Annotated in this window: 12 protein-coding genes; 7 read left to right on the forward strand and 5 right to left on the reverse strand. The window is 71.8% G+C overall.

Annotation, left to right across the window (positions count from 1 at the left end; genetic code table 11):
• Positions 1 to 76: 76 nt before the first annotated feature.
• The 5 genes from AB0B72_RS12490 (at position 77) to AB0B72_RS12510 (ending at position 6457) form a co-directional block, all read left to right on the forward strand.
• A complete protein-coding gene (locus AB0B72_RS12490) occupies positions 77 to 1051 on the forward strand; it encodes a carbohydrate ABC transporter permease (protein ID WP_367738716.1) in 975 nt (324 codons plus the stop codon).
• Positions 1048 to 1941, forward strand: a complete 894-nt coding sequence (locus tag AB0B72_RS12495; protein ID WP_367738717.1) for a carbohydrate ABC transporter permease — start codon at positions 1048 to 1050, stop codon at positions 1939 to 1941. Before AB0B72_RS12490 ends, AB0B72_RS12495 begins: the two co-directional genes overlap by 4 nt.
• Positions 1938 to 3374, forward strand: coding sequence for a GH1 family beta-glucosidase (locus tag AB0B72_RS12500; protein WP_367738718.1), 1437 nt, complete (start codon positions 1938 to 1940; stop codon positions 3372 to 3374). Before AB0B72_RS12495 ends, AB0B72_RS12500 begins: the two co-directional genes overlap by 4 nt.
• 28 nt (positions 3375 to 3402) lie before the next feature.
• On the forward strand, positions 3403 to 4422 hold the full coding sequence (locus tag AB0B72_RS12505; RefSeq protein WP_367738719.1) for a LacI family DNA-binding transcriptional regulator: 1020 nt from the start codon (positions 3403 to 3405) through the stop codon (positions 4420 to 4422).
• 175 nt (positions 4423 to 4597) lie between these two features.
• Entirely contained in the window at positions 4598 to 6457 is a 1860-nt protein-coding gene (locus AB0B72_RS12510) for a BTAD domain-containing putative transcriptional regulator (protein ID WP_367738720.1), read from the forward strand.
• A 303-nt stretch (positions 6458 to 6760) separates the two neighbouring features.
• Here the strand turns inward: AB0B72_RS12510 and AB0B72_RS12515 are convergent, their stop codons facing one another.
• The 5 genes from AB0B72_RS12515 to AB0B72_RS12535 all read right to left on the reverse strand — a co-directional run bounded on the left by AB0B72_RS12515 (position 6761) and on the right by AB0B72_RS12535 (position 10444).
• Positions 6761 to 6919, reverse strand: coding sequence for a hypothetical protein (locus AB0B72_RS12515; protein ID WP_367738721.1), 159 nt, complete (start codon positions 6917 to 6919; stop codon positions 6761 to 6763).
• Positions 6920 to 7038: 119 nt separating this feature from the next.
• Positions 7039 to 7479, reverse strand: coding sequence for a S26 family signal peptidase (locus AB0B72_RS12520; RefSeq protein WP_367738722.1), 441 nt, complete (start codon positions 7477 to 7479; stop codon positions 7039 to 7041).
• A gap of 5 nt (positions 7480 to 7484) precedes the next feature.
• Positions 7485 to 9368 carry an ABC transporter ATP-binding protein gene (locus tag AB0B72_RS12525; protein ID WP_367738723.1) on the reverse strand — a complete coding sequence of 628 codons (1884 nt, stop codon included), beginning with the start codon at positions 9366 to 9368 and terminating at the stop codon, positions 7485 to 7487.
• Positions 9365 to 9904, reverse strand: coding sequence for a hypothetical protein (locus AB0B72_RS12530; protein WP_367738724.1), 540 nt, complete (start codon positions 9902 to 9904; stop codon positions 9365 to 9367). Before AB0B72_RS12530 ends, AB0B72_RS12525 begins: the two co-directional genes overlap by 4 nt.
• Before the next feature lie 15 nt (positions 9905 to 9919).
• Entirely contained in the window at positions 9920 to 10444 is a 525-nt protein-coding gene (locus AB0B72_RS12535) for a MauE/DoxX family redox-associated membrane protein (protein ID WP_367738725.1), read from the reverse strand.
• A gap of 194 nt (positions 10445 to 10638) precedes the next feature.
• Here AB0B72_RS12535 and AB0B72_RS12540 point away from each other — a divergent pair, with 194 nt between their 5' ends.
• Together AB0B72_RS12540 and AB0B72_RS12545 are read left to right on the forward strand one after the other, a co-directional pair.
• Positions 10639 to 11565 carry a thiamine pyrophosphate-dependent dehydrogenase E1 component subunit alpha gene (locus AB0B72_RS12540; protein ID WP_367738726.1) on the forward strand — a complete coding sequence of 309 codons (927 nt, stop codon included), beginning with the start codon at positions 10639 to 10641 and terminating at the stop codon, positions 11563 to 11565.
• Complete coding sequence (locus AB0B72_RS12545; RefSeq protein ID WP_367738727.1) at positions 11562 to 12653, forward strand: alpha-ketoacid dehydrogenase subunit beta; 1092 nt, start codon at positions 11562 to 11564, stop codon at positions 12651 to 12653. Before AB0B72_RS12540 ends, AB0B72_RS12545 begins: the two co-directional genes overlap by 4 nt.
• Positions 12654 to 12656: the final 3 nt, after the last annotated feature.

The following is a 12656-nucleotide window of genomic DNA, read 5'->3' on the forward strand; positions in this document are numbered from 1 at the left end:
CCCGCAAGTTGAGCACCGGTCCGCCGCAGCGGCACTCCCGCCGGCGGGCCGGTCGCCTGCTTCCGAAAGGTAACGCATGAGCCTGCACGTCGACGCGGGAGCGGCGACCCGGACGCCCGCCCCTCCCCCGAGGAGGCACGGCCGGGCCCGGTCCAACCGGTCCTTCCTGTCCTGGCTGGACCTGAAGGCGGCCCCCTACTTCCTCATCTCGCCGTACTACCTGCTCTTCCTGCTCTTCGGCATCTTCCCGCTCGGATTCACCCTCTGGTACTCGCTGTTCAAGTACGACCTCACCGGTATCAAAAAGTGGATCGGGATGGGGAACTACAGCGCGCTGCTGAGCGACAGCGCGTTCTGGAACGCGGTCGTCAACACGCTCGGCATGTTCGTCATCGCGACCGTGCCGCAGATCCTCCTGGCCCTGCTGCTGGCCAACGCGCTGAACAAGCGGATCAGGGGCCGGTTGTTCGTCCGGCTCGGCGTGCTGCTCCCCCTCGTCACCTCGGTCGTCGCGGTCGCGGTGGTCTTCACCCAGCTCTACGGCCGGGACTGGGGCCTGATCAACTGGATCCTGAGCTGGTTCGGCGTCGACCCGGTGAGCTGGAAGACCGAGCGCATCCCGTCCTGGCTGGCGATCTCCACCATGATCGACTGGCGGTGGACGGGGTACAACGCGATCATCTTCCTCGCCGGCATGCAGACCATCCCGAAGGACCTCTACGAGGCGGCGGCGATCGACGGCGCGTCCAGGCGGCGCCAGTTCTGGCGTATCACGGTGCCGATGCTGCGGCCCACGATGATCTTCGTGGTGCTGAACTCGACCATCGGCGGCCTCACGCTGTTCTCCGAGCCGACCACGTTCTACAACGGCAACGTCCACGGCGGCAGCAACAGCCAGTTCCAGACCGTCTCGATGTTCATCTTCGAGCAGGGCTTCCGGGAGTTCGACTACGGCTACGCGTCCGCGGCGGCCTGGCTGCTGTTCCTGATGATCCTCATCGGATCGCTCATCAACTTCCTGTTCATCCGCCGGATCGGGGGCAACAAGTGACCACGCTCTCCGCACCCGCCGACGCCCGGCGGCGTCGCGCGAAGGGGTCGGGAGGGGCCATAAGCCTCTGGACTCCCACACCCCTCACCAAGATCGTGCTCGTCGTCACGATCATCATCTCGGCCTTCCCGCTCTACTGGATGCTCGTCATCGCCTCGCGCACCAACCGCGAGGCCACCGACATCCCGCCGCCGTTCCTGCCGGGCGGCAACCTCGGGCAGAACATCCAGCGGGTGCTCAACAACCCCGACGCGCACTACCTGGCCGGCCTCACCAACTCGGTGATCATCTCCTCCGCGGTGACCATCTCGGTCGTGCTCATCTCGACCTTCGCCGGCTTCGCCTTCGCCCGCCTGCGTTTCAAGGGCGGCAAGTTCCTGCTGCTGCTGGTGCTGGTGACGATGATGGTCCCGCTGCAGCAGATGGGCGTCGTCCCGCTCTACCGCCTGATGGTGAGCCTCGAGTGGGTCGGGACTCTCAAGGCGGTGATCCTGCCGTACCTGCTCAACGGCTTCGGCGTCTTCCTCATGACGCAGTACACCGAGCAGGCCGTGCCGAACGAGCTGGTCGAGGCGGCCCGCGTCGACGGCGCCTCCACCCTGCGGATCTGGTGGAACGTCGTCCTGCCCGCCGTACGGCCGGGCATGGCGGTCCTCGGGATCAACACGTTCATGCTGACCTGGAACGACTTCCTGTGGCCGCTGCTCGTGCTGACCCCCGACAACCCGACCGTCCAGGTCGCGATCAACTCGCTCAACGCCAAGTACGGCACGGACTATGTGCTGATCTTCAGCGGGACGGCGATGTCGATCCTCCCGCTCATCGTCGTCTTCATCGCGTTCGGCCGACAGATCATCGGCGGACTCATGGAAGGTGCAGTCAAAGCGTGACCACGCAAAGCACTCGGCCCGAGACAGACACGCCCGGACTCAGATTCCCCACCGGGTTCGTCTGGGGCGCCGCCACCTCCGCGTACCAGATCGAGGGTTCGACCCTCGTGGACGGACGGGGCACGTCGATCTGGGACACCTTCTGCCGGCAGGACGGCCGTGTCGTCGGCGGGGACAACGCCGATCTCGCGATCGACCACTACAACCGTTACCGGGAGGACGTCAGGCTGATGGCCGACCTCGGCCTGACGGCCTACCGGTTCTCCGTCTCCTGGCCCCGCATCCAGCCCGACGGCTCCGGCGCGTACAACGCGAAGGGCCTCGACTTCTACAAGAGGCTCGTCGACGAGCTGCTCAGCTACGGCATCGACCCGTGGCTGACCCTCTACCACTGGGACCTGCCGCAGGCCCTCGAGGACGCCGGCGGCTGGCCCGCACGCGACACGTCGAAGCGCTTCGCCGACTTCGCCGCCACCGTGCACGCCGAGCTGGCCGACCGGGTCAAGAACTGGAGCACGGTCAACGAGCCCTGGTGCGCGGCGTTCCTCGGCTACGCCTCGGGCGAGCACGCCCCCGGCCGGCGCGAGCCTGCGGCGGCGCTGCGGGCGGCCCACCATCTCAACCTCGCCCACGGTCTCGCCGTGCAGGCCATGCGGGCGCAGAACCCGGACTCGCAGATCGGCGGGTGCGTCAACCTCTACGCGATCTCGCCGGCGAGCGACAGCGAGGCCGACCAGGACGCGGCCCGGCGCATCGACGGCCTGCAGAACCGGTTCTTCCTGGACGCGCTGCTGAAGGGCGCGTACCCGGAGGACGTCCTGGACGACCTGAGCCATCTGTCCGACATGTCGTTCATCCAGGACGGCGACATGAAGACGATCGCCGCGCCGCTCGACATGCTGCTGCTCAACTACTACAGCCGCTTCACGGTGTCCGGCGCGCCGGGAGGCGCCCTGTCGGCCGCCGCGGCCCCCACCGACTCCGGGTCGCCCTGGATCGGCAGCGAGCACATCGGCTTCGTCAACGGCGGCCGCCCGGTCACGGCGATGGGCTGGGAGATCGACGACACCGGCCTGTTCGAGGTGCTGAACCGGCTCGCCGACGAGTACCCGCCGATCCCTCTGTACATCTCGGAGAACGGCGCCGCCTTCGACGACGTCATCGGCGCGGACGGCACGATCCACGATCCCGAGCGGGTGGCCTACATCGAGGCCCACCTGCGCACCTGCCACGCGGCCATCGAGGCGGGCGTCCCGCTCCAGGGCTACTTCGCCTGGTCGCTGATGGACAATTTCGAGTGGGCGTGGGGATACGGCAAGCGCTTCGGCCTGGTCTACGTGGACTACGAGACCCAGGTCAGGACGATGAAGTCCAGTGCCCTCTGGTACGCCGACACCATCAGGCACGGCGGTCTCCTGGGTCGGGCACAATAAGCGCAGGCTCGATAAGGGGGCAGTATAGATGAACGGGGACCGCCGTTCCGGCGGGCGGCCGACTCTCGAAGCGGTCGCCGCTCGCGCCGGGGTCGGCCGCGGCACCGTTTCACGGGTGATCAACGGCTCGCCGAAGGTCAGCGACCGCGCCAGGGACGCCGTGCTGCTCGCGATCCAGGAGCTCGGCTACGTGCCCAACCGGGCGGCGCGCACCCTCGTCACCAACCGGACCGATACCATCGCGCTGGTGGTGTCGGAGTCCGAGCAGCGGTTCTTCGACGAGCCGTACTTCGCCGGCCTCATCCGCGGCATCGGCTCGGCCCTGTCGGAGACCGGGCTGCAGCTGATCTTGACGATGGCGCAGAACCGCCTGGAGCACGACGCGCTGGAGCACTACCTGACCGGGCAGCACGTGGACGGAGTCCTGCTGACCTCGGTGCACGGCGCCGACCCGCTCCCGGGCCGCCTGGAGGAGATGGGCGTGCCCACCGTGCTCGGTGGCCGTCCCGTCGGGCTGAATCCCTACAGCTACGTCGACATGGACAACCGCGCCGGCGCCCGCCAGGCGGTCAAGTACCTGCTGTCCAAGGGCAGGACGCGGATCGCGACGATCGCCGGCCCGCAGGACATGGGTGTGGGTGTCGACCGTCTCGCGGGCTACCGGGACGCCCTGCTCGCCACGGGGATGAGCGAGCGCGTGGTGTACGGGGACTTCTCCGAGGAGAGCGGCTCGGCGGCGATGCGCGAGCTGCTGGCCAGGCACCCCGACCTGGACGCCGTGTTCACGGCGTCCGACCCGATGGCGCTCGGCGCGCTGCGGGTGCTCAAGGAGCAGGGCAGGTCCGTGCCCGGCGAGGTCGCGGTGATCGGCTTCGAGGACTCGAAGGTGGCCCTGCACACCGACCCGCCGCTCACCAGCGTCCACCAGCCGACCGAGGCGATGGGGCGGCAGATGGTGCAGCTCCTGATCGCCCGGATCAACGGCGAACCGCTGGAGCAGCCGGTCGTCATCCTCGACACCCACCTGGTGATCCGCGCCTCCGCCTGAGCACTCCGGCAGGCGGCGGCGCGGACACCCAAGACCCCTCTGAGCTGGGCTGTCCTGATCTGTACGGAACTGTTCCGGACACTTCTGAAGCCTTGTGAGGGCTCCGAAAGGACCTGAATCCTCGTGGTGCCGCGTCACGCGCTCGCCGAGCGCCGACCCCACGGAGGTTCTTTCTGTGCCGATCACCCGGCTGGAAGCGACGAAGAGCCCTGCCGGTCCCCCGGACGACGGCCTGGAACTGCGGTTCAGCCTGCTGGGCCCGCTTCAGGTCACCCGGAACGGCAGTCTCGTTCCACTAGGATCACCCAAGCAGCGCGCCCTGCTGACCGCGCTGCTGCTCGAACCCAACCGCGTCGTATCGCTCGACCGGCTGGTCACGACGATGTGGGACGAGGAGCCGCCCCGCTCGGCCGTTGCCAACGTCCGCACCTACGTCAACCGGCTGCGCGGCAAGATCGGCCCGCATGACCGGCTGACGGCCCGGCCGCCCGGCTACCTCCTCGCCGTACGGGCCGGCGAGCTCGACGTCACCGAGTTCGCCGACGCCGTACGGGAGGGCAGGCGGGCGCTGTCCGGGGGGCGGCCTGAGGAGGCGCTGCGGCATCTGTCGTGGGCGCTCACGCAGTGGCGGGGCGCCCCGGCCGAGGACGTGCCCCGGACGGCGGCGCTCGGCCCGCGCCTGGACGCGATCGCCGAGCAGCGCTGCCTGGCTCTGGAGGCGCTCACGGAGGCGCGCCTCATGCTGGGCGAGCACGCGGAGGCCGTGGCGGAGCTCCGCGAGACGGTGGCCGCCTATCCCACCCGGGAACGGCTCTGGGGCAGGCTCATGCTCGCGTTGTACCGCACCGGCGACTCCGCGGCCGCTTTGGACGCCTACGGGCAGGCGCGGGCGTTCCTGGCGGAGGAGCTGGGCGTGGAGCCCGGGCCCGAGCTGGTCGCGTTGCACAGGGGCATACTGAACCGCGACCCCGCTCTCGGGGCGTTGCACGCGGCCCCCTCCTCACCCACGCCGACGACGGCGGTGCCGGCGGCGGCCGGGAGCCCCGGCCGCCTCGTGGGGCGGGACCTGCAGCTGAAGGGGCTCGTGGTGGCGATCACCGCCTCTCCCCCACGGACCGTCGCCGTGCACGGCCCGGCCGGGGTGGGCAAATCGGCCCTGGCCCGGCACGCCGTCCAGATGGCGGCGCCGGACTTCCCCGGCGGCCTGCTCCATGTCGATCTGCGTGCCCTCCCGCGGCCCGGAGCGTACGAGACGGTGGTGCGGCTGCTCGCCCTCCTGGACGTGGGGGACGACCGGGTCGCTCCGGGCCTGGACGACGCGGTCCACCAGTTCAGGACGGCCACGACGGCGGCGCGCGTGCTCGTCCTCCTCGACAACGTGACCGGCGAGGAGCAGCTGCGACCCCTGGTGGGCGGCTGCTCCGGCACCCAGTTCGTGATCACCAGCAGGACGGTGCTCGCGGCGCTCGACGACGTCGAGCACCTGCCGCTCGGCCCCCTGCCGGACGACGCGGCGCATGAGCTGCTGGCCCGGCTCTGCGGCCCGGAACGGGTCGACGCCGAGCACGCGAGGAGGGTGGCCCGGCTCTGCGACAACCTGCCGCTCGCGCTGCGGATCGCGGGCAAGCGGCTGGCCGTCAGGCGGGAGTGGACGCTCGCGGCGTTCGCCGACATGCTGGCCGACGAGGAGCACCGGCTCGACCTGCTCACCTGTGGCGACCTGTCGATCCGGCAGGCCCTCGACCTGGACTACCAGGCCCTGCGGCGGGGCGCGGGAGGGGCCGGCTGCGGCGCGCTCGCCCTGTTCCACCGCCTCGGCGAGGAGGGCATGGCCGACTGCGGGCCGGCGATCGCCGCCGATCTCCTCGGGTGCGACAGGCGCACGGCGGCGGCGGCGCTCGGCAGGCTGGCCGACCTGCGCCTGGTCGAGCCCCTCTCTCCCGGCCACTACCGGATGAACGGCCTCACCCGCCTGTACGCGGCCGAGATGGCCTCATGCCCGGGCGGGAGCCCGGAAGGGCGGGGAGACCACTGACATACGAGGGCGCGCCCCGGCCTGCGGGACGCGCCTGTCAGGTCAAGCGGGCTGCCGGGTCAGCACCATTGGGTCCAGCCGCTGCAGTAGAGGCCCCCGCCTGGGACCCCCTCGCCGGTACAGCAGGTGCGACGCCAACATCCGGCCCAGTCGTACGAACACCTCACGGCCGCCGCCTGAGTGGCCGGGACGAGGCGGGCGACCATCCGGTCCGCCAGCCGCTGAATCGTCTTCGTCATTCGGTTCCTCCTTCGCATGAGGGCGGAGCGCCCCGGACAGGAGGGCGCTCCGCCATTCGCTGGTTCAGCAGGTGTACTCCCAGCTGTAGCATTTCGAGTCGCAGCAAAGGCGGCGGGCACAGGTCCCTGAGTACATGTACCAGCAGGTCAACGCCTGGGCCTCGGTGGCCGGGACGAGGCGGGCGACCATGCGGTCCGCCAGCCGCTGAATCGTCTTCGTCATTCGGTTCCTCCTTTTGAACGATTGCTCATCCCCGACGTTAGGAGGGCCCTCGATCAGCGACATACCACCCGGATACACGGGCGCCTGTATCGGCGGAGCACGGCACCGGTGCCCGGGGTCTACGCGTCCAGACGGCGCAGCACGACACCCGTGATCCTGCTCTCGGGGAGGAAGCCCCAGTGCCGGGAGTCGGTGCTCCGCCGCGCGTTGTCGCCGAGGACGAGCAGCCGCCCCGGCGGCACCCGGGCCTCCCCCAGCGCCTCCAGCCCGGCGGGGACGGGATCACCGGCCATGGCCGCGACGCGCTTGATCACCAGATTCGTGCCGCCGTCCAGCAGGAACCCCTCGCCGGGGCCGACGCGGGAGATGACGACCACGTCTCCCGGCCGTACGCGCCGGCCGACCTGACGCGGCCGCAGCCGCCTCATGAGGACGCGGTCGCCCGGCCACAGGCCGGGCTCCATGCTCTCCCCGTGGACCTCGACGACGCGCAGCGTCCACCGGGCTCCGGCCACGGCGCCCGCGGCGGCGGCGGCCACGAGTGCGACAAGGATGAGCACGGGCGTCACAGGGACCCCGACAGCGACTCGGGCCGTTCCGGGACGGCGAACGCGTCCACGCTCTCCGGCTGCCGATAACCCCTGGCCTGGAGCTCGAACAGACGGGCGTAGACGCCGCCGCGCGCCAGCAGCCCGGCGTGCGTGCCCTCCTCCACGATCTCGCCCCCGTCGAGGACGACGAGGTGGTCGGCGTCGCGCACGGCCCCGAGCCGGTGGCTGATGAGCACGCTCGTGCGGCCGTGCCGGTGCTGCCGCAGCCCCTCGTGGATCTCGTGCTCGGCCTCGGCGTCCAGCCCGGAGCTGGGCTCGTCGAGGATCAGCAGATCACGCTCGCCCCGCAGGTAGGCGCGGGCGAGGGCGAGCCGCTGCCACTGCCCGCCCGACAGGTGGACGCCCGCCTCGGGCTCGCCGTCCTCGGAGGGCTCCCCGAAGATTCGCGACAGCAGGGTGTCGTAGCCGCGGGGCAGCCCGGCGACGGTGTCGTGGACACCCGCTCTGCGGGCCGCCGTCTCGATCCTCTCCCGGTCGCCCATCGCGGCGAGGTCGCCGAGGCCGATGTTGTCCGCCGCGCTCATGTCGTAGTGCATGTAGTCCTGGAAGACCGCCCCGATCCGGCCGCGCAGCTCCGCCGGGTCGAGCTCCCGCAGGTCCACCCCGTCCCACAGGACGGCGCCCCGCTCCGGGTCGTACATCCGGCACAGCAGCTTGACCAGGGTGCTCTTGCCCGCGCCGTTCTTCCCGACGAGCGCCACCGCGGCGCCGTGCGGGATGGTCAGGTTGACCCCGCGCAGTGCCCAGGGATGGCCGGGCGAGTAGCGGAACCACACGTCCCGCAGCTCGATCCCCTGGCGCAGCGGGCCAGCCCGCCGGGGCGCGGCCGGGACCGGCAGGTCCGGCTCGGCGTCCAGCACGGCGAGGTAGTGGCCGAACAGCAGGAGTTGCTGATGGGCCGTGACCCACTCGACGACGAGCCCGGCGGTCGCCGCCTGGACGCCGGCGACGGCGGCCACGAAGAGCGACACGTCGCCGACCCCGCCCCTGCCGCCGGCCGCGGCGACCAGCACCCACAGCAGGCCGCCGCCGGCCGCGAGCGCGGCCAGGATCGCGGTGCCGGCCTGGACGCGCAGCTCCCGGATGTCGGTGCGTCTCCGCTCGGAGTTCGCGCTCCGCCGCTCCGCGTTCATCAGCCGCCGCAGGTGCGCGCCGACGCCGAACAGCCGCAGCTCCTTGGCGGCCTGCACGTCGACCAGGAGCTGGGTGAAGAAGAACTCGCGGCGCTCGGCCGGGCCTATGCGCCACAGCATGTCGGCGCGCCGCCGGGACAGCCACAGCTCAGCCGCCAGCGTGGGCGCCGCGGCGCCGACCACGGCCAGGGCCGTCCACGGGCTGATCGTGAGGAGGGAGACGAGGAACCCCGCCCCCGTCACGGCCGTCCGCACGACGCCGAGCGCCGCGGAGACCACCAGGCCCGGGGTGGACCCGCCGTACTGCTGGGCCATCCGGAGCCGGTCGAGGAAGGCGGGGTCCTCGAACCTGGCGAGGCCGACGAACCGCTCCGCGGAGTGGAAGAGCCTGTCCTGGGCGACCAGGCCGACCCTGCGCCCTGTCTCGTCCCTCACGTACTGGATGAGCTGCGGCCCGAGAGCCGCCAGCACTCCGCACGCGGCGAGCGCGGCGCCCAGGGCGGCGGCCGCCGCGACCCTGGGGTGCCCCCCGGCGATCTCGTCGAGCACCAGCTTGGTGAGCCAGGCGATCGCCACCGGCAGGGCGGCCGTCAGCAGGGTGAGCGCGGCGAAGGCGGCGGTCAGCCCCCTGCACGCCCGCCAGGCCATCCCGAGGGCGATGACCGCGGCACGCGCCCCCGCGCGGCCCCGAATGTCGCCTGTCACGCGTTCGCGGGGATCTCGCCGAGATCCTCCAGGGCCGTCCCGCTGGCGACCACCTTGCGCCCGTCCACCACGGCGAAGGAGGGGAACGCCTCGACCTGCAACGCCTTCGTCAGGCCGGTGCCGAACTCCTCGACGATCACCAGGGCGACCGGCTCCAGAGCCCGCCGCTGGGCCGCGACCTCCTCCTGCGTGCCGACGAGCACGGCCAGCACGTTGTCACGGCCTCCCGGGAAGGAGCGCGCGCGGCCAGCGAACAGCGGCAGGCCCTCATGGCAGGCGGGGCAGTCCGGGGAGAAGACGCCGACCAGGGTCGGCTCGCCCATGGTCCAGTCGGAGACGTAGACGCCGTCGGCGGTCACGACGGAGAAGCCGCCGATCTCCGCCCCCGGCGGGAGCACGGGCGGCGGGAACGTCGACGGTCTCCCCGACAGCATCTGGTCGTGCAGCCGCAGACGGCGGATCACCCCGATGGTGAACACCAGGTCGATCAGGCACAGGACGCCGACACCCAGGACGAGCGCGATCAGGAACGGCATGAAGGACTACCTCCGTCAGGGGGGACTCGTGAAGAGGCCGGCGATGTCGCCGGCCGCGGACAGCAGGACGGCCGCCGCCCCGGCCGCCAGGGCGACCGCGGCGAGGCCGGCCGGCCCGAGGTCCGCCGGCACGCCCGCGGTCCCGGCCTGGACGGCCCCCGCCGACGCCGCGGCGATGAGCGCCGCGTTGCGCACGAGATGACCGGGACCCACAGGGGCGGTGGATGCGCCGAAGCAGCGGCAGGGGACCCGCCGTCCGCGCCGCAGGGCGAGGACGATGGCCGCGGTGAAGGCGGCGAGGAGCCCGAGCGCGGTGACGAAGCCGGCCGTCACCGTGGGCCGCCAGGCCAGCAGCGGCGCGACGGCGACCTCGGCGGCGACGACGAGCGCCGCGGCGGGACGGGCGGGCAGGCGGGGCGCGAGGGCGCGGGTCGCCGCCGTGAACTCCTCGTAGGCCGCCCGCCCGCGCAGCTTGCTCACGGCGGACGTGACGAAGACGATCCCGACGAGCAGCCGGCAGACGGCGAAGACGTAGTCCATGGGCGCCTCCTCCACGGCCGGGCGAGCGGGTCGCCACCACGGTAGGAACAGCCCGGCGAAGCCGGGTATACGCCGGCTACACGTGGCGATGTATCGGCGACGCACGCGGCCTTGCGGTGACGTGTGATCTCGCCCTAGGGTTTCACTCGCCTCCTTCATGGGAGCGCTCCCAGAGGCGAGAGGAGAGCCACTCCGTGGCCCTTACGTCAGCCCTCGGCCGCCCGGCCCCGCACGGCGTCGCGGACGAGGACCTGGAGCGCATGCTCCTCATCCGGCACTTCGAGCGGGCCCTGCTGCGCCTGTTCGAAGAGGGGCTGGTCAACGGGACGACCCACACCTGCCTCGGCCAGGAGTACATCCCTGTCGCCGTCAGCGCACTGCTCGGCGAGCAGGACTTCGTCTTCAGCAACCACCGGGGTCACGGGCACTTCCTCGCCAGGTACGGCGACGCGCACGGGCTGCTCGCGGAGATCATGGGCCGTGAGGGAGCGCTGTGCAACGGCGTCGGCGGCAGCCAGCACATCTATCACCGGCGCTTCCTGTCCACCGGCGTCCAGGGCGAGAGCCTCCCGGTGGCCGTCGGGGTCGCCCTCCGTCTCAAGCGGCTCGGTCAGGGCGCGCTCGCCTGCGCGTACATCGGGGACGGCACGTGGGGTGAGGGCTCCGTCTACGAGGCCCTCAACATGGCGCAGCTCTGGCGGTTGCCGCTGCTGGTCGTGGTCGAGAACAACGGCATCGCCCAGTCGACCCCGACCGCCACGCAGATGGCCGGGACGATCGCCGGGCGGGCCGCGGCGTTCGGGGTCATCCACCACCATGTCGCCACCACCGACATCGACGTGATCCGCGGCGATCTCGCGCCGTTGATCACGTGTGTCCGCGAGGAGTCGCGCCCGGTGGTCGTGGAGTTCGCCACGCATCGCGCCGGGCCCCACAGCAAGGGCGACGACACCCGGTCCCCCGGTGAGATCGCGCTCGCCCGGGCCGGCGACTGGTACGACCGGTACGCCGCCGGCCACCCCGAGCGGTTCGCCAGGATCGACGCCGAGCAGGGTGAGCTGGTCGCCCGGATCGCGGACGAGGTGGCCGCCCGCCCGCCGTCGTCCTGGGACCGGCGATGACGGCCCCCGGCGAGACGGCTCTCGGCGCGACAGGCCTTGGCGAGCCCGCTCCGGACGGGACGGCCTCCGGCGTCGCAGGCCCCGTGCGGGTGGCCGAGCACCTCAACCAGGCCCTGCACGGCCTGCTCGCCGCCGATCCCGGCCTCCACCTTCTCGGCGAGGACGTCACCGACCCGTACGGCGGCGCCTTCAAGATCACCAAGGGCCTGTCGACCGCGTACGGCGACCGCGTCAGGTCCACGCCGCTCAGCGAGGGCGGGATCGTCGGCGTCGGGGCGGGTCTCGCCCTGGCCGGGGACAGGGCGATCGTCGAGATCATGTTCGGCGACTTCGTCGCCCTGGCGTTCGACCAGCTGCTCAACTTCGCCAGCAAGTCGACCGCGATGTACGGCAGGCCGGTGGACCTGCCGCTCGTGGTCCGCTGCCCGTCGGGCGGCCGCCGCGGCTACGGCCCGACCCACAGCCAGAGCCCGCAGAAGCACCTCGTCGGCGTTCCGGGGCTGTCGCTGTTCGAGCTGACGCCGTTCCACGACGCGGGCCGGTTGTTCGGCCACATGCTGTCGCTGGCCCGCCCGTGCGTGCTGTTCGAGGACAAGGTCCTCTACACCCGGCGGATGTGCCGCGACGGCGTGGTGGACGACCTGTTCGGCTACGAGCTCGTGGGAGACGCCCCCGGCTGGGCCGTCGTACGGGCCGACGGCCTGACGGACCACGACGCGGTCGTCGTCGCTCCCGGCGGCCTCACCGACCGGGCCCTGGCGGCCATGCGTGAGCTGCTGCTGGAGCACGAGGTGGCCTGCGCCCTTCTGGTGCCCGCCGCGATCTACCCCCTCGACCTCGGGCCGGTCCTGCCGTACCTCGCCTCGGCCCGCGCGATCTGCGTCGCGGAGGACGGCACGGCGGGCGGCACCTGGGGCGCCGAAGTGGCCCGTCTGCTGTATCCCGCGCTGTGGGGCTCGCTCGACCGGCCCATCGCGCTCGTCAGCGGCGCCGACTCGATCATCCCGTCCGCGCCGCACCTGGAGCGCGAGGTCACCGTGCAGGACACCACCATCCGCGACGCCGTGCTGGCGGCCCTCGGCTCCTGACAT

Source organism: Microbispora sp. NPDC049125 (assembly GCF_040802045.1).
Classification (GTDB): Bacteria; Actinomycetota; Actinomycetes; order Streptosporangiales; family Streptosporangiaceae; genus Microbispora.

Excerpts from the sequence above, each read along its gene's own strand:
- AB0B72_RS12505 (WP_367738719.1), top strand. The coding sequence starts at position 3,403 with ATGAACGGGGACCGCCGTTCCGGCGGGCGGCCGACTCTCGAAGCGGTC.
- AB0B72_RS12545 (WP_367738727.1), top strand. The coding sequence starts at position 11,562 with ATGACGGCCCCCGGCGAGACGGCTCTCGGCGCGACAGGCCTTGGCGAG.
- AB0B72_RS12535 (WP_367738725.1), bottom strand. The coding sequence starts at position 10,444 with ATGGACTACGTCTTCGCCGTCTGCCGGCTGCTCGTCGGGATCGTCTTC.
- AB0B72_RS12515 (WP_367738721.1), bottom strand. The coding sequence starts at position 6,919 with ATGACGAAGACGATTCAGCGGCTGGCGGACCGCATGGTCGCCCGCCTC.
- AB0B72_RS12530 (WP_367738724.1), bottom strand. The coding sequence starts at position 9,904 with ATGCCGTTCCTGATCGCGCTCGTCCTGGGTGTCGGCGTCCTGTGCCTG.
- AB0B72_RS12490 (WP_367738716.1), top strand. The coding sequence starts at position 77 with ATGAGCCTGCACGTCGACGCGGGAGCGGCGACCCGGACGCCCGCCCCT.